Annotated in this window: 14 protein-coding genes, 7 tRNA genes, 6 rRNA genes, 1 pseudogene and 1 riboswitch; of the genes and pseudogenes, 7 read left to right on the top strand and 21 right to left on the bottom strand. The window is 47.7% G+C overall.

The window, feature by feature from the left end; translation table 11 throughout:
- Nucleotides 1-22: 22 nt before the first annotated feature.
- A tRNA-Tyr gene (locus AOT11_RS07750) sits at nucleotides 23-107 on the bottom strand.
- A gap of 47 nt (nucleotides 108-154) precedes the next feature.
- A tRNA-Thr gene (locus AOT11_RS07745) sits at nucleotides 155-230 on the bottom strand.
- Between the two features lie 211 nt (nucleotides 231-441).
- Between AOT11_RS07745 and coaA the strand changes: the two genes are divergently transcribed.
- Nucleotides 442-1,365, top strand: a complete 924-nt coding sequence (gene coaA / locus AOT11_RS07740; protein ID WP_017420264.1) for a type I pantothenate kinase — start codon at nucleotides 442-444, stop codon at nucleotides 1,363-1,365.
- Between the two features lie 32 nt (nucleotides 1,366-1,397).
- On the opposite strand, the gene birA is transcribed toward coaA, so the two are convergent.
- Nucleotides 1,398-2,366: a bifunctional biotin--[acetyl-CoA-carboxylase] ligase/biotin operon repressor BirA gene (gene birA, locus AOT11_RS07735; RefSeq protein ID WP_017420263.1), complete on the bottom strand. Its 969-nt coding sequence runs from the start codon at nucleotides 2,364-2,366 to the stop codon at nucleotides 1,398-1,400.
- Nucleotides 2,363-3,406, bottom strand: coding sequence for a UDP-N-acetylmuramate dehydrogenase (gene murB, locus AOT11_RS07730; protein ID WP_017420262.1), 1,044 nt, complete (start codon nucleotides 3,404-3,406; stop codon nucleotides 2,363-2,365). Before murB ends, birA begins: the two co-directional genes overlap by 4 nt.
- Nucleotides 3,407-3,469: 63 nt before the next feature.
- On the opposite strand from murB, the gene AOT11_RS07725 reads away from it, so the two are divergent.
- The 3 genes and pseudogenes from AOT11_RS07725 to AOT11_RS07715 form a co-directional block, all read left to right on the top strand.
- The gene (locus AOT11_RS07725; RefSeq protein ID WP_038964805.1) at nucleotides 3,470-3,907 is read left to right on the top strand and encodes a GNAT family N-acetyltransferase; all 438 of its coding nucleotides are present in this window, start codon (nucleotides 3,470-3,472) and stop codon (nucleotides 3,905-3,907) included.
- A gap of 89 nt (nucleotides 3,908-3,996) precedes the next feature.
- Complete coding sequence (gene pssA / locus AOT11_RS07720; protein WP_017420260.1) at nucleotides 3,997-5,337, top strand: CDP-diacylglycerol--serine O-phosphatidyltransferase; 1,341 nt, start codon at nucleotides 3,997-3,999, stop codon at nucleotides 5,335-5,337.
- A 171-nt stretch (nucleotides 5,338-5,508) separates the two neighbouring features.
- Nucleotides 5,509-6,208, top strand: a pseudogene (locus AOT11_RS07715) (IS630 family transposase); the annotation flags it as partial.
- 109 nt (nucleotides 6,209-6,317) lie between these two features.
- On the opposite strand, the gene AOT11_RS07710 reads toward AOT11_RS07715, so the two are convergent.
- The 11 genes from AOT11_RS07710 to AOT11_RS07655 all read right to left on the bottom strand — a co-directional run bounded on the left by AOT11_RS07710 (nucleotide 6,318) and on the right by AOT11_RS07655 (nucleotide 17,111).
- Nucleotides 6,318-6,394 (bottom strand) — tRNA-Asp (locus tag AOT11_RS07710).
- A gap of 30 nt (nucleotides 6,395-6,424) precedes the next feature.
- Nucleotides 6,425-6,540: ribosomal RNA gene (gene rrf / locus AOT11_RS07705) — 5S ribosomal RNA — on the bottom strand.
- A gap of 89 nt (nucleotides 6,541-6,629) precedes the next feature.
- Nucleotides 6,630-9,515 (bottom strand): 23S ribosomal RNA (locus tag AOT11_RS07700).
- 365 nt (nucleotides 9,516-9,880) lie between these two features.
- Nucleotides 9,881-9,957, bottom strand: a tRNA-Ile gene (locus AOT11_RS07690).
- Nucleotides 9,958-10,019: 62 nt separating this feature from the next.
- Nucleotides 10,020-11,561 (bottom strand): 16S ribosomal RNA (locus AOT11_RS07685).
- Between the two features lie 293 nt (nucleotides 11,562-11,854).
- A 5S ribosomal RNA gene (rrf, locus tag AOT11_RS07680) occupies nucleotides 11,855-11,970 on the bottom strand.
- Between the two features lie 105 nt (nucleotides 11,971-12,075).
- Nucleotides 12,076-14,962: ribosomal RNA gene (locus AOT11_RS07675) — 23S ribosomal RNA — on the bottom strand.
- A 283-nt stretch (nucleotides 14,963-15,245) separates the two neighbouring features.
- Nucleotides 15,246-15,321: transfer RNA gene (locus AOT11_RS07670), tRNA-Val, on the bottom strand.
- A gap of 28 nt (nucleotides 15,322-15,349) precedes the next feature.
- A tRNA-Lys gene (locus AOT11_RS07665) sits at nucleotides 15,350-15,425 on the bottom strand.
- Nucleotide 15,426: 1 nt separating this feature from the next.
- Nucleotides 15,427-15,502 (bottom strand) — tRNA-Glu (locus AOT11_RS07660).
- A 67-nt stretch (nucleotides 15,503-15,569) separates the two neighbouring features.
- Nucleotides 15,570-17,111 (bottom strand): 16S ribosomal RNA (locus AOT11_RS07655).
- The 16S, 23S and 5S rRNA genes sit together here with 5 tRNA genes alongside, the layout of an rRNA operon.
- 529 nt (nucleotides 17,112-17,640) lie before the next feature.
- On the opposite strand from AOT11_RS07655, the gene AOT11_RS07650 reads away from it, so the two are divergent.
- Complete coding sequence (locus AOT11_RS07650) at nucleotides 17,641-18,099, top strand: RNA recognition motif domain-containing protein (RefSeq protein WP_017420370.1); 459 nt, start codon at nucleotides 17,641-17,643, stop codon at nucleotides 18,097-18,099.
- Here the strand turns inward: AOT11_RS07650 and murI are convergent.
- The 3 genes from murI to AOT11_RS07635 are packed head-to-tail and all read right to left on the bottom strand — an operon-like array spanning nucleotide 18,077 to nucleotide 21,471.
- Nucleotides 18,077-18,868 carry a glutamate racemase gene (gene murI, locus AOT11_RS07645; protein ID WP_017420371.1) on the bottom strand — a complete coding sequence of 264 codons (792 nt, stop codon included), beginning with the start codon at nucleotides 18,866-18,868 and terminating at the stop codon, nucleotides 18,077-18,079. The genes AOT11_RS07650 and murI overlap by 23 nt on opposite strands.
- Nucleotides 18,869-18,901: 33 nt before the next feature.
- Nucleotides 18,902-19,585 (bottom strand): Dph6-related ATP pyrophosphatase, encoded by a 684-nt coding sequence (locus tag AOT11_RS07640; RefSeq protein WP_026050302.1) that lies wholly within the window; start codon nucleotides 19,583-19,585, stop codon nucleotides 18,902-18,904.
- Nucleotides 19,586-19,629: 44 nt separating this feature from the next.
- On the bottom strand, nucleotides 19,630-21,471 hold the full coding sequence (locus AOT11_RS07635; RefSeq protein ID WP_017420373.1) for a TonB-dependent receptor domain-containing protein: 1,842 nt from the start codon (nucleotides 21,469-21,471) through the stop codon (nucleotides 19,630-19,632).
- A 52-nt stretch (nucleotides 21,472-21,523) separates the two neighbouring features.
- A riboswitch (cobalamin riboswitch) is annotated at nucleotides 21,524-21,719 on the bottom strand.
- 154 nt (nucleotides 21,720-21,873) lie between these two features.
- On the opposite strand from AOT11_RS07635, the gene trmA reads away from it, so the two are divergent.
- The gene (trmA, locus tag AOT11_RS07630; protein WP_017420374.1) at nucleotides 21,874-22,983 is read left to right on the top strand and encodes a tRNA (uridine(54)-C5)-methyltransferase TrmA; all 1,110 of its coding nucleotides are present in this window, start codon (nucleotides 21,874-21,876) and stop codon (nucleotides 22,981-22,983) included.
- Between the two features lie 57 nt (nucleotides 22,984-23,040).
- Here trmA and AOT11_RS07625 read toward each other — a convergent pair whose 3' ends face one another.
- Together AOT11_RS07625 and fabR are read right to left on the bottom strand one after the other, a co-directional pair.
- On the bottom strand, nucleotides 23,041-23,421 hold the full coding sequence (locus tag AOT11_RS07625) for a YijD family membrane protein (RefSeq protein WP_011149135.1): 381 nt from the start codon (nucleotides 23,419-23,421) through the stop codon (nucleotides 23,041-23,043).
- Nucleotides 23,421-24,062, bottom strand: coding sequence for an HTH-type transcriptional repressor FabR (fabR, locus tag AOT11_RS07620; RefSeq protein ID WP_026050301.1), 642 nt, complete (start codon nucleotides 24,060-24,062; stop codon nucleotides 23,421-23,423). Before fabR ends, AOT11_RS07625 begins: the two co-directional genes overlap by 1 nt.
- A gap of 284 nt (nucleotides 24,063-24,346) precedes the next feature.
- Between fabR and sthA the strand changes: the two genes are divergently transcribed.
- On the top strand, nucleotides 24,347-25,747 hold the full coding sequence (gene sthA / locus AOT11_RS07615; protein ID WP_011079178.1) for a Si-specific NAD(P)(+) transhydrogenase: 1,401 nt from the start codon (nucleotides 24,347-24,349) through the stop codon (nucleotides 25,745-25,747).
- Between the two features lie 53 nt (nucleotides 25,748-25,800).
- Here sthA and AOT11_RS07610 read toward each other — a convergent pair whose 3' ends face one another.
- Nucleotides 25,801-26,613 (bottom strand): class I SAM-dependent methyltransferase, encoded by an 813-nt coding sequence (locus AOT11_RS07610; RefSeq protein ID WP_026050300.1) that lies wholly within the window; start codon nucleotides 26,611-26,613, stop codon nucleotides 25,801-25,803.
- Nucleotides 26,614-26,728: the final 115 nt, after the last annotated feature.

Below are 26,728 nucleotides of genomic sequence, written 5' to 3'. Positions count from 1 at the left end.
GAGAGCTATTTCCTAAAGAATATGGTGGAGGGGGACGGATTCGAACCATCGAAGGCGGAGCCGGCAGATTTACAGTCTGCTCCCTTTGGCCACTCGGGAACCCCTCCAAATTTTTCAACCATTCTCACTACAATCACTATTAAGTGGGAGAGAATGGTGCCGACTACCGGAATCGAACTGGTGACCTACTGATTACAAGTCAGTTGCTCTACCTACTGAGCTAAGTCGGCATAAGTGGAGCGCATTCTAGTGAATCATTTCTTTGCTTGCAATAGCTTTTTTACAAAAAAATCTGATTTTTTGATAAAACAGAATCACCTGACGCAAAATCACACAATTCTCTCTTTTTTCAATGAGGATTCACTATTGTCATTTGCTTTCTGTTACTCATGATGTATTTTGCATTCTCTTTCACGATTCACATGGAAAGGAAGCGTTCATATGAGCCCATTTTTGTCATTTAGTCGCGCAACTTGGTCTGAATTACGTAATTCAGTGCCAATGACGTTGTCTGAAGAAGACTTAAAGGCATTGCAAGGGATCAATGAAAATCTCACCATGCAAGAAGCGGTGGAAGTGTATCTCCCTCTTTCTCGCTTATTGAATCTTTATGTGCAGGCGAGGCAGAGCCGCAATTCGGTGCTTCATCAGTTTTTGGATAATGATGAACACGCTCCTCCTTTCGTCATCGGTATCGCAGGCAGTGTGGCTGTAGGTAAGAGCACCACTGCTCGGGTCTTATGTGCTCTACTTTCTCGCTGGGAAAACCATCCCAAAGTCGAACTGGTCACCACTGATGGTTTTCTCTATCCAAAAAAGGAGCTGGATCAACGCGGCATCATGCATAAGAAAGGCTTTCCAGAATCTTATGATATGAAGAAGCTGGTGCAGTTTGTCTCCGATGTCAAAGCAGGTAAACCGGAGCTTGAGGTTCCTGTTTACTCGCATATTACTTACGACATTACGGAGGAAGTAAAGAAAGTGGATCGCCCCGATGTTTTGATCATCGAAGGGCTGAATGTACTGCAAAGTGGTATGGACTACCCACATGATCCTCATCGTGTTTTTGTTTCTGATTTCCTCGATTTCTCAATTTACGTTGATGCTGAAAGCAATACGATAGAACAATGGTATGTGGAGCGCTTTCTCAAGTTCCGTAAAGGCGCGTTTACTCAACCTGGCTCGTACTTTAGTCACTATACTCAACTTAGCGAGCAACAAGCCATCGAGAAAGCACAACAGATTTGGCGAGACATTAATGGCATTAATCTAACGGAAAACATTTTGCCAACCAAAGAGCGCGCTCATCTGATTCTGCGTAAGGGCCAAAATCACTTGGTCGAAGAGATTCTGCTACGTAAATAGAAACAACGACTCAGCATACCATTCAATTTCGTCTACTGATCGTTAGCTCGCAAAGAGATTTCACCACCAACAAATGTTTGAATCCCTTCCACGGTTTTTAGAATAACGCCGCCTTGGCTGTCAATGCCTTGAACTTCGCCATGAATTTCTCTGGGACCTATCAATAACTTAACTTGGCGACCTTTAAAGTTATCCAATCGATTCCAACGCTCGATGAAACCGTTTAAGCCGCATAGTTCATACTCAGAAAGGGCTTCTCGCCATTTCGCCATTAACGCTAAAGCCAGTTCTGTTCGATCTAGTCTCGCTCCAGATTCAATCTGGCTGAGCGCTGTCCACGGTTGATCAATAGAATGGCAATCTGCCTGCATTTGCATGTTTAGACCCATTCCAATCACCAAGTGAGCAGCGCCTCCTGCTTGACCAGTCATCTCGACCAAAATTCCCGCCAATTTCTTATCTTGGTAGTAAACATCATTAGGCCACTTCAATTTCACACCTTGAACGCCTAATGATTCCAACGCTTCAACCGCAGCAATCCCCACAACAAGGCTCAACCCCATCGCTGCTGCCATTCCAGCGTCCAGACGCCAGTACATCGACATATACAGGTTGGAGCCAAAAGGAGAAAACCACTGCCGCCCTCGTCGGCCTCGCCCTTGTGATTGATACTCAGCCAAACAAACATGGCCTGTTTGAAGGTTTTCAATACGTTCCAGTAGATACTGATTGGTTGAGTCAATCACGGGGATCAGTTCAACACTATTTGCATTTTGCTCAACCAGCTGATGCTCATCAAGCAGCGTCATAGGCTGAGCCAGTTGATAGCCTCGCCCTTGAATTCGATAAACATCAACTCCCCAATCCTGCAATGCGTTAATGTGCTTTGAGATCGCCGCTCGAGAAATACCAAGTTCATGACCCAACGTCTCTCCAGAATGAAACTGTCCATCGGCTAAGCGTTTTAATAAATGCAGTTTAACAACGTGCTCTTTTCTCATGACTCTACTCTTAGCTCACTTAAACAGGTCTCACCGACAGCACCGATAAAGCGAACTTCATGTTCAAGTGCAATCTGATATTTATCCCAAACCGCATCGCAAATAAGGCTGGCCAACTGGATGATATCTTGCGCGGTACATGACTGCGCATTAGTCAACACTAACGCTTGCTTCGGGTGAACTTGAGCACCACCAACTTGCACACCTTTAAAATCGCACTGGTCAATCAACCATCCAGCAGCTACTTTCATCTGTTCACCAGCAGGATACGCAACGATGTGAGGAAACTGAGCTTTTAGCTGCTGCCAATGGGCTTTATCGATAATGGGGTTTTTAAAAAAGCTGCCAGCGTTGCCGACCTGCTTTGGATCTGGCAATTTCTCTCTACGAACTTCACACACTTTGTGAAAGATACTGATTGGTGAAAGTTCATGCTCTGCAATGTCCTGCAACGGGCCGTAACTGTTATTCGCTTGCCACGTTTTAGGCAATTTTAACCCCACCGCAATCACTACGCATTGATTATAAAGGGCGTGCTTAAATACTGAGTCACGATAGCCAAATTGACACTCTTCAGCACTGAGGCGACGTTGAGAAAAATCGTCCAGCATCAAAATATCCACGTACTGGCACACATCTTTAAATTCAACCCCATAAGCACCAATATTCTGAATCGGTGCCGAGCCTGCACAACCAGGAATCAAGGCAAGGTTCTCTAAACCACCAATCCCTTGTTGAACAGACCATTCCACCAAGTTGGGCCAATCCTCTCCCCCCTGAGCATGGATATAGTAAAACGATTCGTCCTCACTTAACGTTTTACCAGAAAGACGATTCACCACCACGACACCGGAAAAAGGCTGGGTAAAGAGCACATTGCTACCACTACCAATAATGAGCTTGGGCAACTCAAAGAAATCTGGGTTGTCGTAAATTTCGATGAGCTCATCCACACTACCCGCTTCAACCAGATAATGGCTACATTGCTCAATGGCGAAAGTATGGTACGGCTTTAAAGAGATATTTTGCTTAATTTGCATAGCATCAACGTATTAACTTAAACTTTGCCCATTCTACAACACTTATCCTGCAGGCACAGTGCCATGACACATGCAATTCACTTTGAACTACTGGATCCCATCAAAGTTCCTATCATCAAAAAACTCTATAAGGTCCATTATCCGGGCACGAAGGTAAAAAAAGATGAGAACATTGTCGTCGCAATGCAAGATAAGCAGACCATTGGCGTTGTACGCTTTCGTCGGGTTGAAGAACATCAACTGATGACTGGTATGCTGGTCATACCCAGCCAACGAGAAAAAGGGATCGCACATTGCTTGCTCAAATACTGTGCGGAAAGACTCCTTGACGAAAAGGTCTTTTGCTTTGCTTATCGACACCTCGAACCTTTTTATGCGCAACATTCGTTCGTGACGATTTCGTCCGAGCAGTTGCCTAACTCTCTGAAACAAAAGTTTATACGCTATTCAGAAAGTGGCAAAGATCTCGTTCCTATGCAATATCAGGCACAAATCCGCTAAGAATTCGCGCTTTTCTGGTATTGGATTTAATAAATTTGGTAGAATCGGCAGCTTGCAATACTGCACATAACGAAGGTAATACACCCCATATGATGGCTAGCAGGAATCCTTTTGCACAGCTACCCAGCATTGCTGTGGATGCTGATGCTCTGGAAGTTCTTCATACAGCGAAAGACTTCAGGACTCGCTTGATAGATGCGATCGCAAAAGCGACCTCTCGTATCTGCCTAGTGGCTTTGTATCTCGAAGATGATGAGGCCGGGCGAGAAATACTGACAGCGCTATACGAAGCTAAGCAACGCAATCCGGGTTTAGATATCAGCGTATGCGTTGATTGGCACCGAGCACAACGTGGCTTGATTGGTGCAGAAAAATCTGAAGGTAATGCTGCGCTTTACAAAGCGTTTGCGAACAAATATCAACACAAAATTCCTGTTTACGGCATTCCAGTTCGCGGTAGGGAAGTCTTTGGTGTACTCCATCTAAAAGGCTTCATTGTCGACGACACGGTGATTTACAGCGGAGCGAGCCTCAACAACGTCTACCTTCAGTACAGTGAGCGTTATCGCTTTGATCGATACCACGTGATTCATAATGAATCCCTTGCCGACACTATGTTCAGTTTCGTCCAGAACGAAATGATCGCGCACCCTGCCGTGAATGATTTGGCAAAAGAAGAACGCCCTGAAACCAAAGAAATTAAGACCGCAATTCGTCAATTTCGCTCAGCGTTAGCTCGCGCCAAGTATCGCTTTGAATCTCACGAGGCTGCCGAACATCAATTTTCCATCACCCCGATGGTCGGTTTAGGAAAGAGTCGGAACTTCCTCAATCAAAACATCGCTAAGCTGATTGATGCGGCTCAAAGTGAAATATTCATTTGTACGCCTTACTTCAACTTTCCTAAAGATATCGCAAAGGGCGTGAAACGTGCGTTAAAACGTGGCGTAAAGGTGACGATTGTTGTAGGCGATAAGACCGCTAACGACTTTTACATCGCACCAGACAAAGAATTCAAAACGATTGGTGGTTTACCCTATTTATATGAGCTGAACCTACGCAAGTTTGCTAAAGCTTATGAAGCTCAAATAGCAGCAAGAAACCTTTCTATTCGGCTCTGGAAAGATGGCGATAACAGCTTCCACCTTAAAGGCATTTGGGTTGATAAACGCTACATGCTGCTGACAGGAAACAATCTCAATCCTAGAGCTTGGGCGTTAGATCTCGAAAACGGTTTGTTGATTAGAGATGACTTTGCGCAACTAACAGAACAGTTTGATTCTGAGGTCGACAACATTCTCCAGCACACTCAGTTAATTTGTACATACAAACAACTTGAGAAAGTCGAAGAATATCCGGCAGTGGTTCAGAAGTTAGTCCGCAAAATCACTCGCATTAAAGCCGATGGCGTACTAAAGAGAATTCTCTAGTATTGACGGCACATTAAAACATCACTTAAGCCCAACGACGTGTTGGGCTTTTTTATATGTGTAACTCTCCCGAATGACGGCAAGCTCCTGTGGTGTTTAATAGCCATCTAGCGAGGATAATACCAACCTAACTCTAATTGAGGCTGTTACTTCTTTGTAATAAATGACGCTATGGACAGTCTCAATAACCTTGATTTAAAAAAACTTGCTAGCCAACAAAAATCTATTCAAATGAAGATGCGATTGCTCGCATTGGCCCATTTTAAAGATGGTCACTCTCGAACCCAAATGGCTAAGTTCCTTAAGGTAAGCAGAGCCAGTGTGAATCAATGGGTACAAACATTCCTTGAAGAAGGGCTTGAAGGGCTACAAGAGAAACCAAGAACGGGTTGGCCAGCAAAACACGACAACTCGACTTTGGACTGAGCGTAGCTCAAGACCAAGAGTGGTAAAAAAGCAGCAGTTTGAATATGCGTATTTGTTTGGCTCAGTATGTCCCGCTAGAGGTATTGACGAGGCAATGGTCGTTCCTTAGGTTAACAAGAACATTATGGTTGAGCATCTGAAACAGCTCTCCGCGGTGACCGAAAAAGGTCGTCACGCAGTGGTCATTATGGATGGCGCAGGTTGGCATACCAATGACATTGCTGAGCCATTTGATAATGTCAGTATCATCAAGCTCCCACCCTATTCACCAGAGCTAAACCCGATAGAACAAGTGTAGAGTGGGTTAAGACAACACTATCTCGCCAATCCATCTTTTGCGGATTACGAAGACATTGTCTCCAAAGCATGTAGGGCTTGGAAGAGTTTTTTGGAATGTTCGGCCAGAGTCAGACAGATGTGCTCGAGAAGATGGATAGACCTGACAGTTAATTTTCCAGATTGGTATGACATGAGCAAGATGCATTCCCTTGAAAGAAAAATTCATCACGCTGAAAACGACAAAACCCAGTCCGAAGACTGGGTTTCTAAATAAGTGGCGGAGCGGACGGGACTCGAACCCGCGACCCCCGGCGTGACAGGCCGGTATTCTAACCAACTGAACTACCGCTCCGCACTGGTTAGACCTAAGTCTAAATTAAAAGCCTGGCGATGTTCTACTCTCACATGGGGAAACCCCACACTACCATCGACGCTATTTCGTTTCACTTCTGAGTTCGGAATGGGTTCAGGTGGGTCCAAAACGCTATGGTCGCCAAGCAAATTCTTAAAATTCGGAAAGCTGTCTGCGTTCTCTACACATTCAATTCGTTCTTGCTTTGAGTCCATCAAAACCCTTTGGGTGTTGTATGGTTAAGCCTCACGGGCAATTAGTACAGGTTAGCTCAACGCCTCACAGCGCTTACACACCCTGCCTATCAACGTTCTAGTCTCGAACAACCCTTTAGGATACTTAAAGTATCAGGGAAGACTCATCTCAGGGCTCGCTTCCCGCTTAGATGCTTTCAGCGGTTATCGATTCCGAACTTAGCTACCGGGCAATGCGTCTGGCGACACAACCCGAACACCAGAGGTTCGTCCACTCCGGTCCTCTCGTACTAGGAGCAGCCCCCTTCAATCTTCCAACGCCCACGGCAGATAGGGACCGAACTGTCTCACGACGTTCTAAACCCAGCTCGCGTACCACTTTAAATGGCGAACAGCCATACCCTTGGGACCGACTTCAGCCCCAGGATGTGATGAGCCGACATCGAGGTGCCAAACACCGCCGTCGATATGAACTCTTGGGCGGTATCAGCCTGTTATCCCCGGAGTACCTTTTATCCGTTGAGCGATGGCCCTTCCATTCAGAACCACCGGATCACTATGACCTGCTTTCGCACCTGCTCGAACCGTCATTCTCGCAGTTAAGCGGGCTTATGCCATTGCACTAACCTCACGATGTCCAACCGTGATTAGCCCACCTTCGTGCTCCTCCGTTACTCTTTGGGAGGAGACCGCCCCAGTCAAACTACCCACCAGGCACTGTCCGCAACCCCGATTAGGGGCCAACGTTAGAACATCAAACATACAAGGGTGGTATTTCAAGGACGGCTCCAACGCAACTGGCGTCACGTCTTCAAAGCCTCCCACCTATCCTACACATGTAGGTTCAATGTTCAGTGCCAAGCTGTAGTAAAGGTTCACGGGGTCTTTCCGTCTAGCCGCGGGTACACTGCATCTTCACAGCGATTTCAATTTCACTGAGTCTCGGGTGGAGACAGCGTGGCCATCATTACGCCATTCGTGCAGGTCGGAACTTACCCGACAAGGAATTTCGCTACCTTAGGACCGTTATAGTTACGGCCGCCGTTTACCGGGGCTTCGATCAAGAGCTTCGCTTACGCTAACCCCATCAATTAACCTTCCGGCACCGGGCAGGCGTCACACCGTATACGTCATCTTACGATTTTGCACAGTGCTGTGTTTTTAATAAACAGTTGCAGCCACCTGGTATCTGCGACTCTCGTCAGCTCCATCCGCAAGGGACTTCACCATCAAGAGCGTACCTTCTCCCGAAGTTACGGTACCATTTTGCCTAGTTCCTTCACCCGAGTTCTCTCAAGCGCCTTGGTATTCTCTACCCGACCACCTGTGTCGGTTTGGGTACGATTCCTTACAATCTGAAGCTTAGAGGCTTTTCCTGGAAGCATGGCATCAATGACTTCACTACCGTAGTAGCTCGACGTCGTGTCTCAGCCTTAAGAGTGTCCGGATTTACCTAAACACTCAGCCTACGCACTTGAACCTGGACAACCGTCGCCAGGCCCACCTAGCCTTCTCCGTCCCCCCATCGCAATTGTAAGAAGTACGGGAATATTAACCCGTTTCCCATCGACTACGCTTTTCAGCCTCGCCTTAGGGGTCGACTTACCCTGCCCCGATTAACGTTGGACAGGAACCCTTGGTCTTCCGGCGGGGAGGTTTTTCACCCCCCTTGTCGTTACTCATGTCAGCATTCGCACTTCTGATACCTCCAGCATGCTTTACAACACACCTTCAACGGCTTACAGAACGCTCCCCTACCCAATGTTCATAGAACATTGCCGCAGCTTCGGTTTACAACTTAGCCCCGTTACATCTTCCGCGCAGGCCGACTCGACTAGTGAGCTATTACGCTTTCTTTAAATGATGGCTGCTTCTAAGCCAACATCCTAGCTGTCTAAGCCTTCCCACATCGTTTCCCACTTAGCTGTAATTTGGGACCTTAGCTGGCGGTCTGGGTTGTTTCCCTCTCCACGACGGACGTTAGCACCCGCCGTGTGTCTCCCGGATAGTACTTACTGGTATTCGGAGTTTGCAAAGGGTTGGTAAGTCGGGATGACCCCCTAGCCTTAACAGTGCTCTACCCCCAGTAGTATTCGTCCGAGGCGCTACCTAAATAGCTTTCGGGGAGAACCAGCTATCTCCGAGTTTGATTGGCCTTTCACCCCTAGCCACAAGTCATCCGCTAATTTTTCAACATTAGTCGGTTCGGTCCTCCAGTTGATGTTACTCAACCTTCAACCTGCCCATGGCTAGATCACTCGGTTTCGGGTCTATATCCAGAGACTATGGCGCCCAGTTAAGACTCGGTTTCCCTACGGCTCCCCTAGATGGTTAACCTTGCCACTGAATATAAGTCGCTGACCCATTATACAAAAGGTACGCAGTCACACCACGAAGGTGCTCCTACTGCTTGTACGTACACGGTTTCAGGTTCTATTTCACTCCCCTCACAGGGTTCTTTTCGCCTTTCCCTCACGGTACTGGTTCACTATCGGTCAGTCAGGAGTATTTAGCCTTGGAGGATGGTCCCCCCATATTCAGACAGGATAACACGTGTCCCGCCCTACTCGATTTCACTGAACATGCATCGTCAACTACGGGACTATCACCCTGTATCGTCGGACTTTCCAGACCGTTCGTCTAACACATGTAAAGCTTAAGGGCTAATCCAATTTCGCTCGCCGCTACTTTCGGAATCTCGGTTGATTTCTTTTCCTCGGGGTACTTAGATGTTTCAGTTCTCCCGGTTCGCTTCATTGAGCTATGTATTCACTCAATGATACTGGCTTATGCCAGTGGGTTTCCCCATTCGGAAATCGTAGACTCAAGTGGCTGTTACTGCCTCATCTACGCTTATCGCAAGTTACTACGTCCTTCATCGCCTCTGACTGCCAAGGCATCCACCGTGTACGCTTAGTCACTTAACCATACAACCCCAAAGGGTCTTTGTTAAACAACCAAAGTTGCTATCTCATTATTTGAATGAGCGAGATAGCGTTGATTTTGCCGGACTCAATTTCGAATAGTCACTAAAAGTGACATTCCCAAGAACACTTGAATGTGTTTGTTGGTGTTTGTCTTAAAGACAAACATTGAGAACTTTACAAACAACAATAAATTGTTGTTTTGTCAGCTTTCCAAATTGTTAAAGAGCAGATTTTCTAATGAAAACCATTTTTAAAGATTCTTAAGGAAAAACCCTTAAAGATGGTGGAGCTATGCGGGATCGAACCGCAGACCTCCTGCGTGCAAGGCAGGCGCTCTCCCAGCTGAGCTATAACCCATCGTTGAGTGGTGGGTCTGAGTGGACTCGAACCACCGACCTTACGCTTATCAGGCGTACGCTCTAACCACCTGAGCTACAGACCCACTAGATGCTCTAATCTAAACCGTATCAATCTGTGTGAACACTCATCGCAATAATCATCGTATAAGGAGGTGATCCAGCGCCAGGTTCCCCTAGCGCTACCTTGTTACGACTTCACCCCAGTCATGAACCACAAAGTGGTGAGCGTCCTCCCGAAGGTTAAACTACCCACTTCTTTTGCAGCCCACTCCCATGGTGTGACGGGCGGTGTGTACAAGGCCCGGGAACGTATTCACCGTGGCATTCTGATCCACGATTACTAGCGATTCCGACTTCATGGAGTCGAGTTGCAGACTCCAATCCGGACTACGACGCACTTTTTGGGATTCGCTCACTTTCGCAAGTTGGCCGCCCTCTGTATGCGCCATTGTAGCACGTGTGTAGCCCTACTCGTAAGGGCCATGATGACTTGACGTCGTCCCCACCTTCCTCCGGTTTATCACCGGCAGTCTCCCTGGAGTTCCCGACATTACTCGCTGGCAAACAAGGATAAGGGTTGCGCTCGTTGCGGGACTTAACCCAACATTTCACAACACGAGCTGACGACAGCCATGCAGCACCTGTCTCAGAGTTCCCGAAGGCACTCCAGCGTCTCCGCTAGATTCTCTGGATGTCAAGAGTAGGTAAGGTTCTTCGCGTTGCATCGAATTAAACCACATGCTCCACCGCTTGTGCGGGCCCCCGTCAATTCATTTGAGTTTTAATCTTGCGACCGTACTCCCCAGGCGGTCTACTTAACGCGTTAGCTCCGAAAGCCACGGCTCAAGGCCACAACCTCCAAGTAGACATCGTTTACAGCGTGGACTACCAGGGTATCTAATCCTGTTTGCTCCCCACGCTTTCGCATCTGAGTGTCAGTATCTGTCCAGGGGCCGCCTTCGCCACCGGTATTCCTTCAGATCTCTACGCATTTCACCGCTACACCTGAAATTCTACCCCCCTCTACAGTACTCTAGTCTGCCAGTTTCAAATGCAGTTCCGAGGTTGAGCCCCGGGCTTTCACATCTGACTTAACAAACCACCTGCATGCGCTTTACGCCCAGTAATTCCGATTAACGCTCGCACCCTCCGTATTACCGCGGCTGCTGGCACGGAGTTAGCCGGTGCTTCTTCTGTCGCTAACGTCAAATGATAGTGCTATTAACACTACCACCTTCCTCACGACTGAAAGTGCTTTACAACCCGAAGGCCTTCTTCACACACGCGGCATGGCTGCATCAGGCTTGCGCCCATTGTGCAATATTCCCCACTGCTGCCTCCCGTAGGAGTCTGGACCGTGTCTCAGTTCCAGTGTGGCTGATCATCCTCTCAGACCAGCTAGGGATCGTCGCCTTGGTGAGCCCTTACCTCACCAACTAGCTAATCCCACCTGGGCATATCCTGACGCGAGAGGCCCGAAGGTCCCCCTCTTTGAGCCGAAGCTATCATGCGGTATTAGCCATCGTTTCCAATGGTTATCCCCCACATCAGGGCAATTTCCCAGGCATTACTCACCCGTCCGCCGCTCGCCACCCGAGAAACAAGTTTCTCTGTGCTGCCGCTCGACTTGCATGTGTTAGGCCTGCCGCCAGCGTTCAATCTGAGCCATGATCAAACTCTTCAATTAAAAGTTTTTTGAAGCTTTCGCTTCGGCTCAATGAATACTGAATAAATTGACTGTGCCGATACTTAGTATCGTTTTGGTCACTCAGTTCATTGATAAATCTTTTGGATTATCATCAACGAGTGCCCACACAGATTGATAGGTTTATATTGTTAAAGAGCTTTGCTTTCAGCGCCTTAGCACTTAAGCGAGGTGCGTATAATACGCGATTGACTCTGTAAGTCAACATAAAACTCTAAGCTTTTTGCTTAAAACTTTATGGTGACTCGTCTAATTAAAGACAAGTCGAATTAAAAGCCTGGCGATGTTCTACTCTCACATGGGGAAACCCCACACTACCATCGACGCTATTTCGTTTCACTTCTGAGTTCGGAATGGGTTCAGGTGGGTCCAAAACGCTATGGTCGCCAAGCAAATTCTTCAATTCTAAAATCTGCGAAATTCGGAAAGCTGTTTGCGTTCTCTACACATTCAATTCGTTCTTGCTTTGAGTCCATCAAAACCCTTTGGGTGTTGTATGGTTAAGCCTCACGGGCAATTAGTACAGGTTAGCTCAACGCCTCACAGCGCTTACACACCCTGCCTATCAACGTTCTAGTCTCGAACAACCCTTCAGGATACTTAAAGTATCAGGGAAGACTCATCTCAGGGCTCGCTTCCCGCTTAGATGCTTTCAGCGGTTATCGATTCCGAACTTAGCTACCGGGCAATGCGTCTGGCGACACAACCCGAACACCAGAGGTTCGTCCACTCCGGTCCTCTCGTACTAGGAGCAGCCCCCTTCAATCTTCCAACGCCCACGGCAGATAGGGACCGAACTGTCTCACGACGTTCTAAACCCAGCTCGCGTACCACTTTAAATGGCGAACAGCCATACCCTTGGGACCGACTTCAGCCCCAGGATGTGATGAGCCGACATCGAGGTGCCAAACACCGCCGTCGATATGAACTCTTGGGCGGTATCAGCCTGTTATCCCCGGAGTACCTTTTATCCGTTGAGCGATGGCCCTTCCATTCAGAACCACCGGATCACTATGACCTGCTTTCGCACCTGCTCGAACCGTCATTCTCGCAGTTAAGCGGGCTTATGCCATTGCACTAACCTCACGATGTCCAACCGTGATTAGCCCACCTTCGTGCTCCTCCGTTACTCTTTGGGAGGAGACCGCCCCAGTCAAACTACCCACCAGGCACTGTCCGCAACCCCGATTAGGGGCCAACGTTAGAACATCAAACATACAAGGGTGGTATTTCAAGGACGGCTCCAACGCAACTGGCGTCACGTCTTCAAAGCCTCCCACCTATCCTACACATGTAGGTTCAATGTTCAGTGCCAAGCTGTAGTAAAGGTTCACGGGGTCTTTCCGTCTAGCCGCGGGTACACTGCATCTTCACAGCGATTTCAATTTCACTGAGTCTCGGGTGGAGACAGCGTGGCCATCATTACGCCATTCGTGCAGGTCGGAACTTACCCGACAAGGAATTTCGCTACCTTAGGACCGTTATAGTTACGGCCGCCGTTTACCGGGGCTTCGATCAAGAGCTTCGCTTCGCTAACCCCATCAATTAACCTTCCGGCACCGGGCAGGCGTCACACCGTATACGTCATCTTACGATTTTGCACAGTGCTGTGTTTTTAATAAACAGTTGCAGCCACCTGGTATCTGCGACTCTCGTCAGCTCCATCCGCAAGGGACTTCACCATCAAGAGCGTACCTTCTCCCGAAGTTACGGTACCATTTTGCCTAGTTCCTTCACCCGAGTTCTCTCAAGCGCCTTGGTATTCTCTACCCGACCACCTGTGTCGGTTTGGGGTACGATTCCTTACAATCTGAAGCTTAGAGGCTTTTCCTGGAAGCATGGCATCAATGACTTCACTACCGTAGTAGCTCGACGTCGTGTCTCAGCCTTAAGAGTATCCGGATTTACCTAAACACTCAGCCTACGCACTTGAACCTGGACAACCGTCGCCAGGCCCACCTAGCCTTCTCCGTCCCCCCATCGCAATTGTAAGAAGTACGGGAATATTAACCCGTTTCCCATCGACTACGCTTTTCAGCCTCGCCTTAGGGGTCGACTTACCCTGCCCCGATTAACGTTGGACAGGAACCCTTGGTCTTCCGGCGGGGAGGTTTTTCACCCCCCTTGTCGTTACTCATGTCAGCATTCGCACTTCTGATACCTCCAGCATGCTTTACAACACACCTTCAACGGCTTACAGAACGCTCCCCTACCCAATGTTCAAAGAACATTGCCGCAGCTTCGGTTTACAACTTAGCCCCGTTACATCTTCCGCGCAGGCCGACTCGACTAGTGAGCTATTACGCTTTCTTTAAATGATGGCTGCTTCTAAGCCAACATCCTAGCTGTCTAAGCCTTCCCACATCGTTTCCCACTTAGCTGTAATTTGGGACCTTAGCTGGCGGTCTGGGTTGTTTCCCTCTCCACGACGGACGTTAGCACCCGCCGTGTGTCTCCCGGATAGTACTTACTGGTATTCGGAGTTTGCAAAGGGTTGGTAAGTCGGGATGACCCCCTAGCCTTAACAGTGCTCTACCCCCAGTAGTATTCGTCCGAGGCGCTACCTAAATAGCTTTCGGGGAGAACCAGCTATCTCCGAGTTTGATTGGCCTTTCACCCCTAGCCACAAGTCATCCGCTAATTTTTCAACATTAGTCGGTTCGGTCCTCCAGTTGATGTTACTCAACCTTCAACCTGCCCATGGCTAGATCACTCGGTTTCGGGTCTATATCCAGAGACTATGGCGCCCAGTTAAGACTCGGTTTCCCTACGGCTCCCCTAGATGGTTAACCTTGCCACTGAATATAAGTCGCTGACCCATTATACAAAAGGTACGCAGTCACACCACGAAGGTGCTCCTACTGCTTGTACGTACACGGTTTCAGGTTCTATTTCACTCCCCTCACAGGGGTTCTTTTCGCCTTTCCCTCACGGTACTGGTTCACTATCGGTCAGTCAGGAGTATTTAGCCTTGGAGGATGGTCCCCCCATATTCAGACAGGATAACACGTGTCCCGCCCTACTCGATTTCACTGAACATGCATCGTCAACTACGGGACTATCACCCTGTATCGTCGGACTTTCCAGACCGTTCGTCTAACACATGTAAAGCTTAAGGGCTAATCCAATTTCGCTCGCCGCTACTTTCGGAATCTCGGTTGATTTCTTTTCCTCGGGGTACTTAGATGTTTCAGTTCTCCCGGTTCGCTTCATTGAGCTATGTATTCACTCAATGATACTGGCTTATGCCAGTGGGTTTCCCCATTCGGAAATCGTAGACTCAAGTGGCTGTTACTGCCTCATCTACGCTTATCGCAAGTTACTACGTCCTTCATCGCCTCTGACTGCCAAGGCATCCACCGTGTACGCTTAGTCACTTAACCATACAACCCCAAAGGGTCTTTGTTAAACAACCAAAGTTGCTATCTCATTATTTGAATGAGCGAGATAGCGTTGATTTTGCCGGACTCAATTTCGAATAGTCACTTAACAGTGACATTCCCAAGAACACTTGAATGTGTTTGTTGGTGTTTGTCATAAAGACAAACATTGAGAACTTTACAAACAACAATAAATTGTTGTTTTGTCAGCTTTCCAAATTGTTAAAGAGCAAGATTTTCTAATGAAAACCATTTTTAAAGATTCTTAAGGAAAAACCCTTAAAGATGGTGGGCGATACCGGGTTCGAACCAGTGACCCCCTGCTTGTAAGGCAGGTGCTCTCCCAACTGAGCTAATCGCCCACATTATTTGTTTTCCCGTGGAAGGAAATGGTGGGTCGTGCAGGATTCGAACCTGCGACCAATTGATTAAAAGTCAACTGCTCTACCAACTGAGCTAACGACCCATGGTATCCCGTAGGGGAGTCGAACCCCTGTTACCGCCGTGAAAGGGCGGTGTCCTAGGCCTCTAGACGAACGGGACACTAAGATACTCTAAACTTTCTAAACCATATCAATCTGTGTGAACACTCATCGCAATAATCATCGTATAAGGAGGTGATCCAGCGCCAGGTTCCCCTAGCGCTACCTTGTTACGACTTCACCCCAGTCATGAACCACAAAGTGGTGAGCGTCCTCCGAAGGTTAAACTACCCACTTCTTTTGCAGCCCACTCCCATGGTGTGACGGGCGGTGTGTACAAGGCCCGGGAACGTATTCACCGTGGCATTCTGATCCACGATTACTAGCGATTCCGACTTCATGGAGTCGAGTTGCAGACTCCAATCCGGACTACGACGCACTTTTTGGGATTCGCTCACTTTCGCAAGTTGGCCGCCCTCTGTATGCGCCATTGTAGCACGTGTGTAGCCCTACTCGTAAGGGCCATGATGACTTGACGTCGTCCCCACCTTCCTCCGGTTTATCACCGGCAGTCTCCCTGGAGTTCCCGACATTACTCGCTGGCAAACAAGGATAAGGGTTGCGCTCGTTGCGGGACTTAACCCAACATTTCACAACACGAGCTGACGACAGCCATGCAGCACCTGTCTCAGAGTTCCCGAAGGCACTCCAGCGTCTCCGCTAGATTCTCTGGATGTCAAGAGTAGGTAAGGTTCTTCGCGTTGCATCGAATTAAACCACATGCTCCACCGCTTGTGCGGGCCCCCGTCAATTCATTTGAGTTTTAATCTTGCGACCGTACTCCCCAGGCGGTCTACTTAACGCGTTAGCTCCGAAAGCCACGGCTCAAGGCCACAACCTCCAAGTAGACATCGTTTACAGCGTGGACTACCAGGGTATCTAATCCTGTTTGCTCCCCACGCTTTCGCATCTGAGTGTCAGTATCTGTCCAGGGGGCCGCCTTCGCCACCGGTATTCCTTCAGATCTCTACGCATTTCACCGCTACACCTGAAATTCTACCCCCCTCTACAGTACTCTAGTCTGCCAGTTTCAAATGCAGTTCCGAGGTTGAGCCCCGGGCTTTCACATCTGACTTAACAAACCACCTGCATGCGCTTTACGCCCAGTAATTCCGATTAACGCTCGCACCCTCCGTATTACCGCGGCTGCTGGCACGGAGTTAGCCGGTGCTTCTTCTGTCGCTAACGTCAAATGATAGTGCTATTAACACTACCACCTTCCTCACGACTGAAAGTGCTTTACAACCCGAAGGCCTTCTTCACACACGCGGCATGGCTGCATCAGGCTTGCGCCCATTGTGCAATATTCCCCACTGCTGCCTCCCGTAGGAGTCTGGACCGTGTCTCAGTTCCAGTGTGGCTGATCATCCTCTCAGACCAGCTAGGGATCGTCGCCTTGGTGAGCCCTTACCTCACCAACTAGCTAATCCCACCTGGGCATATCCTGACGCGAGAGGCCCGAAGGTCCCCCTCTTTGAGCCGAAGCTATCATGCGGTATTAGCCATCGTTTCCAATGGTTATCCCCCACATCAGGGCAATTTCCCAGGCATTACTCACCCGTCCGCCGCTCGCCACCCGAGAAACAAGTTTCTCTGTGCTGCCGCTCGACTTGCATGTGTTAGGCCTGCCGCCAGCGTTCAATCTGAGCCATGATCAAACTCTTCAATTAAAAGTTTTTTGAAGCTTTCGCTTCAGCTCAATGAATACTGAATAAATTGACTGTGCCGATACTTAGTATCGTTTTGGTCACTCAGTTCATTGATAAATCTTTTGGATTATCATCAACGAGTGCCCACACAGATTGATAGGTTTAAATTTTTAAAGAGCTTCTAACTTTCTTAGTAGCTTTGCCACCGTCTCGTTAGGGGTGCGTATATTACAACGCTTTATTTGAGAGTCAAGCGTTTTTTCAAACTTTCTTTTATCTCCTTCCTGACTTACTTTGTGATGTTTGTCTCACTCCGTGTCAGTGAGGCGGCATTATAAGGAGTTCTTTCCAGTGCGCAATACTTTTTTTTGAATTTAATTTCGTTCGGTCAACAAAGCATCAAATTGGTCTTTTTTGCATATATTTTCAGCACATTTGACCCTCATCACACCATTACGTTGGAAAAAGACTAAGCATAAACTTAAGATTTGTGTGTCTATTTTGTTAATAGGCATTCATTTTTGTCTGTACCCTAATGTAGTAATCCAATATGACGTTTAAAAAAATTATTGCGAGTGCCGCTCTGGCCATTTTGGGTGGTTTCATTTTCTCGCAGCTCGATATTTCTCCAGCCATCAGTTTTGTTATTGGTGTTGTACTTACAACTTTGCTTATCTCTTTTTTTCCACACACGCCAACGCTTACTGTTACTAATAGTGATAGTGACTCTTCGCTTCCAACCAAAACACTTTATGTGGGCAACCTTCCCTATAAAGCGAACGAAACTCATGTTCGCGAACTGTTTGCACAACACGGCCAAGTTTATGGTGTACGTTTGATGAAAGATAAGCGTACGGGTAAAAGAAGAGGCTTTGGGTTTGTGGTGATGGCCAGTGGGGATGCTGAAAATGCTATCAATGCACTTAATGAAAAGGAGTATGCGCAACGTACGTTGAAAGTTCGCATTGCAAATGAAATGAAACACTCTATAGAGGATAAAGTTCTATAGCGTTAAAACCCATCGTTTGTAGTGACCCATTCAGCGCAGCTTCATCCCAAGGCTGCGCTGTGCTAAAGATGCGCCACGGTGTCTTGGTACTTTGTGGTGATAATTGATGGAGGAGGCTCTGCACGCGACGAGCAATCGCTTCTCCAGAATCAACCAAAATGATCTCATCACCCAGTACTTGCTGTATTTCTTCTTTTAGCAGTGGAAAATGGGTACATCCTAGTACCGCCACGTCCACTTTGTGTTTCATCGGTTTGAGTATCATTGCCAGCTCTTGCTGATCTACTTGACGCCCTCTTAGTTTCTCTTCGGCGATGTCCACCAAGCGAGTCGAACCAAGTAACTCGACTTCTTTCTCATGCGCGAAATCACGAATGAGATCGTGTGTGTATTGACGAGTCACCGTTGCTGGCGTTGCAATTAAACCCACCGCTCTATTCGCCAAAAGAGAAGCTGGTTTGATCGCAGGCACAACACCAACAACGGGAATAGGCAACTTCGCTCTTAAGGTGGGGAGCACAATGGTACTGGCGGTGTTGCAGGCAATAACAACAAGGTCTATCGCAAATTGCTGTGTCATTTTGACCACCAGCGCTTCCACTCTAGCCAGTAAGGTTTCTTGCGATAGTTCCCCATAGGGATAGGCTTGGTTATCAAACAAATAGTAGTAGTTCACTTCAGGCAGTCGTTTGTTGATTTCCTGAAAAACCGACAACCCGCCAACACCGGAATCAAAAATCAATACATTCGGCTGATTTGAACTTTCCACTCTGATAAACCTACTTAGAATAAAACGACCAAATCATACTCTCTCATGCTGATTTAGCAACGTTGCGTTATACCTTTGATAGGTAAATCGTCCATCGGTTTCTTGTACCGTCAACTGCAAACGTATTTCTCCCGCAAAACCCGGCGCTTTAACCACAAGGGTATGGAACTCCCCATCCTCGCCACAAGGGTCAACATCAGCCGGAAGCGACGCCAACAGCTCATGATTATACCAGCGCCCACACCAATCAGGCTTGAGTGTATTTCCATCCGTCGTAACGAGTATGGTTTTAATCCCTCGAGCAATAATTTCGTGGGCCAGATCGAGACTCGACTCCCCTAACAGCGGAAAAACACACTCCCATCCAGCAGGCTCAATATAGCTACGTCGGTAATCGGCAATACCGTTGCAAAACATATCACCAAAGGCGACGGCATCAAGCTCGATTGAAGAGGCTTGCAGTGCACGAACTATTGTTTGTTGATACACCTCGTTTGACGGAAAAACTTGGGGCAAAGCAATTTTAATCAGCGGCAAGTTGAGCAGTCGAGCCTGCATCTCAACCACTGCTAATGGGGTTGCCTGAAAAGGGACCTCATTATCTACGTATGTCGTATAAAGACCGACGACTTGATAGTCAGGGTTTTCCATTAACCTTAGTAAGGTCAACGTGGAATCTTTGCCACTTGACCAACTGATAACAACCTTCTTTTTCATCACGCCCTCTGAAAAATAAAACCGCCCGAAGGCGGCTTTGAACATTAGAAACGGTAATTGACCGTTGCAAACCAATTTCGGCCTTCACCTACGTAGTATTTGCCACCCGAGCTATGTGCGGTTTGATACTCTTTGTCGAACAGGTTGCCGACTCTGGCACCTAGCGTTAATGCTTCTGTGATCTTGTAGTTAGCACTTATATCCAACAGGGTATACGCATCCATCGTTTTGCCCGTGCTGTCTTTGCGATCACCCACGTAATTCGCAACGGCAGAAAGCCCAAAGCGATCCGCCGAATAGGTCGACACCCAACTGAAGTTTTCGCGCGCTCTGCGGATCAAAAGGCTATCGTCTGACTTATCTCGAGGATCTTTCCATTCTGCAGAAACACGATGTTCAATCACACCTGTCTCGAACAATGCTTCAATTTCAATGCCTTCAATTTTCGCATTATCAATATTCGAAGGGGTCCAAGCCCCTCCAGGCCCAGTAGGAGCCCAATCGATCATATCTTCAATTTCGTTTCTGTATGCTGAAACATCAATTTGCACAAAAGGCAAATAGCTGCGAATTCCTACTTCTGACGACTTTGAGGTTTCTGGCTTCAAATTTGGATTACCTGAACCTGGCCAATATAGATCGTTAAATGTTGGAGCTTTAAAACCTGTGCCCGTTGAAGCTATAAACTCAACATAATCAGATGGAGCAATGCCTAAGCCTAGATTCCAAGTGTTGTGTTTACCAAATGCGCTATCATCGTCAGAGCGAATACTTGCTTCAGCAGTAACGATGTTCTTAGAGAAATGAGCCGTAACATATGCGGCTTTATTGTCTTTTTCCGTTTTGCTGTAATTTGTGGCATTCGCGCCGCCTTGGCGTGCATTCTCTTGATCATAATCCACGCCAGCCGCTAACGTGAGTGCAGGCACAACAACCCAATGGTTCAGCCACGAGACTGAATTTCGGCTGGAGAAAAGCGCGGTTTTAGCAACCATACCGCTGGCGACACCATCCCACGATTCATTATCACTACGTGACACCATCAACTGAGAAGAATAGTTGTCTTTATGGAAATTTAATGAACCAGCAATGCTATAAAAATCAGTATTACTCTCATTCTTCACACCTGAAAACTGGTTTGAGTATTCAACATCTGAACTCAGCTGATAACCATTAAACTGAACAGACCAAGCGTCGTTGATCTCATGACGAAGTGAGCCAAACAAAGTTTGAGATTGATAACCGTGACTGTCATCACTTGGTGCAACTTCATTGACTCGATAGCCATCACTTTTCTCATCTGAAAAGACAAAAGAAGCCTGAGTTGAATCATTTAACTCTCCTGAAGATCGCCATGCCAATGATGAATGGTCATCATTGCCATAACCCAAGTTCGCGTCATGCTTAGTTTGGCGGTTTGCTGGGATAGTCTTGATATGAATGACACCACCAATAGCATCTGAACCATAAATTGCCGCTCGAGGCCCACGCACCACTTCAATCTGTTCAATAGCGAAAGCTGGGATTAAGCCTAACTCAGCACCACCGGCTGTTGCTGAGTTAATTTTGACGCCATCAACGAGCACTAAAGTGTGTTTTGATGAAGTACCACGTAAAAAGAGGCTGCTGATTTGCCCTTTACCACCTTGACTATTTACCTCCACACCGGGAAGTGTTTTCAAGATATCAAGAGCAGTGGTCACGTTCAGTTGCTCGATTTCAGCCTTCGTCACCACGCTAATCGACGCTAAAACGGAAGATTCAACTTGCTCAAAGCGGTTGGCTGTCACGACAACAGTGTCATCGGTTTGCACTTCTTGAGCGTGTAAATAAGAGATAGGGGTAAACAGCGATGCCATGGCGATCGCTAAAAGAGACTTTTGCATTTTGTAATCCTAAATCGCGTAAATCCTACCGAGCATGAAGATAAGGCTTCCAGTGTTTGCTCAGTTGCTGGCAGGTATTCGGACTCAAGAGCTGTTAACCTACTTGCCTGACTTCCCACACGATTCCATCGTGCAGTGTCTGATTAAGCTTTCGTTCTCTATTACCGCTGCGCGTCAGTTCCGGATTCACACCGGATTCCCTATTCAGCCATCTATACTTCTAGATAGCACCAGCTTGAAGCGCATACTATTAAGCGATTGATTATTTGTCCAGTTAGAATTCGCATAAGCTATATTTTTACACAGCAGTCTTTATCAATTTCCCCTTGGCACTGGACAATGAACAGGGATTGAATAAAATCTGCGCTCTTTATCTCTAAAGCACCCGAAAGGTATTAATTCATGGCGACTCTTGATGTAAACCCACAACGCTATCAGCAACAGTTAGCAGAAAAAGTGCAACGCTTAACCAATATGTTCGCACCTTATCAAGCCCCTGAGCTGGAAGTGTTTGAGTCTCCAGATCAGCACTACCGCATGCGCGCTGAGTTCCGCGTTTGGCATGAAGGGGAAGAGATGTACTACATCATGTTCAACCAAGAGACGCGTGAAAAATACCGTGTTGACCAGTTTCCGGCAGCAAGCCGCTTGATCAACGATCTCATGCCTTTATTGATTGATGCGATGAAAGACAATGAATCGCTGCGTCGTAAACTGTTCCAAGTCGATTTCCTTTCCACTCTAAGCGGCGAGATTCTGGTGTCTCTGCTTTACCATCGCCAATTGGACGATGCGTGGATTGAAAATGCCAAAGCCTTAAAACAGCGCCTGAATGACGAAGGTTTTAACCTCAACTTGATTGGTCGCGCACGTAAAATGAAGATCGTCCTGGACCGTGATTACGTGGTCGAAAAGCTCGACGTCAACGGCAAGCCTTACATCTACCAGCAAGTGGAAAATAGCTTTACTCAACCGAACGGCAAAGTCGCGGAGAAAATGTTGGAGTGGGCGGTCGATTGCACCCAAGAAAGCCAAGGCGATTTATTGGAGCTCTACTGTGGTAACGGCAATTTCTCCCTTGCGCTGGCGCAAAACTTTGAGCGCGTTCTGGCCACAGAATTGGCAAAACCGTCGGTGGAATCGGCGCAATACAATATTGCTGCGAACAAGATTGAGAATGTGCAAATCATCCGCATGTCAGCGGAAGAGTTTACCGAAGCCATGGAAGGGAAACGTGAATTCCGTCGTCTGAAAGACAATGGTATCGATCTCAAGAGCTATAACTGCAATACCATTTTTGTCGATCCACCACGCTCAGGCATGGATATCGACACTTGTAAAATGGTGCAAGGTTATGAGCGTATCCTGTACATTTCTTGTAACCCAGAGACATTAAAAGAGAACTTGGACATTCTGAGCGAAACACACCACATCACTCGCTTTGCTCTGTTCGATCAGTTCCCATACACCCACCACATGGAAGCGGGTGTCATGCTAGAGCGTAAAGCCTAAGCAGTATCAAACAAAAACGAGCCGTGAATGGCTCGTTTTTTTCGCTCTAAAATCGTACTAATCGGCACTTGGGCGGCGAATGTATCCCAACTTACTGCCAATCCACGCCAACAGCAGTAACACCACCATGATCGCGAAGAAGTTCGAGCCCGCTTCAGGATGCTGAGCTTTAATAAAGGCCGAGTGACCAAACGCCCCGACAAAAAAGCACGCCAGCCCAACCAAAGGAATCTCTTCCGACACGGGATGATTGAGATACTCACGGTAGAGTGCCTGCACAGCCAGCACTAAGGCAATAATAGGGAAAATGGAGAAAGAGACTTCGCTCATTGTCAGCCAAGAAAGGATAGCATCGCCACACATTCCCGTGATCAACGCCAATACCAGAGTCTTCCTTTCCGAACTGCGATTCACGTTATTTTCAGTATCATTAGACATTATTCTATCTCACCTTTTAATCGGTTACGTTCACGTTCCTTGCGATACCAGTACGCACCTTTGGCGACCATTCGCAACTGCATAATCAGACGCTCGGCCAGCTCATCACGCTCGCGTCGGTCTAAGTCTAAAGCTTCTGCACCGGAACTAAAGACCAGAATCACCGACGCTTCAGCCTGCGCCAACGCTTCTTCTCGGTTCATCCCTGTGCTAATTAAATACTCAGTGAGCTCTGCCGCGAAGTGCTGCATTTCGCGGACCACAGCGGCACGAAATTCAGCCGAGGTTCCAGAGCGTTCTCTTAACAATAGGCGAAATACGTTGGGGCTACTTTCGATAAACTCCATAAAGGTTTCCACCGAAGTGCGGATCACGCTGCCTTCTTTGACGATGCGCTGACGTGCTTGGCGCATCAATTGACGTAACAGCAAACCACCTTCATCCACCATGGTTAAACCTAACTCATCCATATCTTTAAAATGGCGATAGAACGAGGTAGGCGCAATGCCCGCTTCTCTGGCTACTTCTCGCAAGCTGAGATTGGAAAAACTGCGATCAGCACTCAATTGGCTAAATGCCGCGTCAATCAAAGAACGACGCGTTTTCTCTTTCTGCTGTGCGCGAATACCCATTGATTTCATTATGATGTTTGCTCTTATCTTAAATTGGCTTCCGGCCGTTACTATAGCGCGAATCATTGCTAGCGATAAGCGATGATGCGCCTTGGCGAGCACGTTACTACTGGCCAAGGCGGTTATGCAATCTTTTGTGCTCAATTTATCGACATTCGCCATGCCATTGATTGGTTTTCGTGAAATGTGCGTGATCACTTCCACTCTCTGCCGTGCCTGCTGTTTACCTGCTGGTATAATCAGTTAAAATCTCGCTAAAGCAATGTTAAGCAAATATAACAAGGAATGAAATCATGGCGCATGCGAATCACTTCGATGTGATTGTTATCGGGAGCGGCCCTGGCGGTGAAGGGGCAGCAATGGGTTTAACCAAAGCTGGCCTGAAAGTCGCAGTGGTGGAAAAAGAGAGCAGCGTTGGCGGCGGTTGTACTCACTGGGGCACCATTCCATCCAAAGCACTGCGCCATGCGGTTAGCCGTATTATTGAATTCAACAGCAACCCTCTGTTTTGCAAAAACAACTCCAGTTTACACGCCACGTTCTCAACCATTCTCGGCCACGCGAAATCCGTTATCGACAAGCAGACTCGCTTGCGCCAAGGCTTTTATGACCGCAATCAGTGCCAATTGATTTTCGGCACTGCCCGCTTTACCGATGCGCACACCATTAGCGTGACGCAAAACGACGGCACTGAAGAAGTGTATACAGCGGATAAGTTTGTGATTGCCACTGGCTCTCGCCCTTATCAACCAGCCGATGTCGACTTTAATCATGAGCGAATCTACGACAGCGATTCCATTCTCAGTCTCAAACACGACCCTCGCCACATCATCATCTATGGCGCGGGGGTGATTGGTTGTGAATACGCATCCATCTTCCGTGGTTTGGGGGTTAAAACCGACCTCATCAACACACGCGATCGCTTGCTGGCATTTTTGGACAACGAAGTGTCCGATGCGCTTTCCTACCACTTCTGGAACAGCGGCGTCGTGATCCGTAATGATGAAACCTATGAACGCATTGAAGGCACCGAAGATGGTGTGATTGTTCATCTTCAGTCGGGCAAGAAAATGAAAGCCGATTGCTTGCTCTACGCCAATGGTCGCACCGGGAACACCGACAAATTGAACCTGCCCGCGGTTGGGCTTCAAGGTGACTCTCGCGGCCAGCTGAAAGTTGATGGCAATTACCAAACCGAAGTGGAACACGTTTACGCAGTGGGCGATGTGATTGGTTACCCAAGTCTTGCCAGCGCGGCGTATGACCAAGGGCGCTTTGTGGCGCAAGCCATTACTAAGGGCAAAGCCGATGGCTATCTGATTGATGACATCCCAACGGGGATTTACACCATTCCAGAAATCAGCTCGGTTGGTAAAACAGAACAAGAATTAACCGCAGCGAAAGTGCCCTATGAAGTTGGCCGCTCTTCGTTCAAACATCTGGCTCGCGCGCAGATTGCCGGCAAAGACATCGGCAGCTTGAAGATTCTCTTCCATCGTGAAACCAAAGAAATTCTTGGCATTCACTGCTTTGGGGAACGCGCAGCGGAAATCATTCACATCGGCCAAGCGATCATGGAGCAAAAAGGTGAAGCCAATACCATCGAGTATTTCGTCAATACCACCTTCAACTACCCCACCATGGCCGAAGCGTATCGCGTTGCCGCACTCAATGGACTAAATCGTCTGTTCTAGTGTGAACTCCCCCGCTCCCCAAACAAAAACAGCAGGAAATTCCTGCTGTTTTTTTACCATTTCATATGGACCACGACGGGAGTAAGACGATGTTTCAGCATGGGAATTTTACTTAGCCAACGTTGCCATGTTTTCCAACGTGCACAAAAACGATCGAAGGGAGAAAACACTTTGACCCATTGGGCCCAAGGGAGCCACTGCAATACTTGTTCTGCCGGCGCCGCCATGGCATGCGCATAACGATCCGAGCCCAATTTCTGCCCCAGGCTGCTGTCGGTTAAGTCCCCTGCCAATACCATGCATACCTGCGCAGACACAAAACGTCGTCCTAGCAATTGCACAAAGTTAGCAACCTGCGCCAATGGGCAATCGAGCAGCGCCAACTCACACACGATCAATACCGGTGTCTTGTCGTTGATCGCCAGTTGCTCTAAGCAAGAGAGGTCATCGACACTGCCATGCTGCTGCTGGTAGCGTTCATTCTTGTGGAACAATCGCTGACGCCAGAGCAAGTTTTCAGTAACATCCAACTCAACCCAATGGCATCGACCATTATCAAGACGATAAAAGCGCGTATCGAGACCAGCACCAACGTTAATAATCCACCCTTCTGGGTGCTGCTGTAAAAACTGCGAGACTTGTTGATCGCACTGCTGCGCTAAGGTCGCGTGTAACAGCTGCTTTTGCGCCACATCACCAGATAAACACTCAGGCGCAAGCTTGCAACTTAAACAGGCTTTCGCGGCAATCGGGTCATAGATTAAGCCTCCGTCAACCAAGCTTTCTCGGCTACGAAGCCACAACGGCTGCAACAATCTTGCTGGTACCGGATATCCCTTTTCCGATGACTGTTTGATTGAAGACATCACGAGACCTTTCTCATCGTTCCATAAAAGAACTTAATGATAATAAATCTCAATTGCAATTTCAATCCATGCGGTGCACCCTCACTGACGCCTTACTGAGAAACGATCGTCAAAT

It is taken from the genome of Vibrio vulnificus NBRC 15645 = ATCC 27562 (assembly GCF_002224265.1).
Taxonomy (GTDB): domain Bacteria; phylum Pseudomonadota; class Gammaproteobacteria; order Enterobacterales; family Vibrionaceae; genus Vibrio; species Vibrio vulnificus.
The sequence above is the reverse complement of the archived record's forward strand: the minus strand, read 5'-3'. Positions and strand labels throughout refer to the sequence as shown.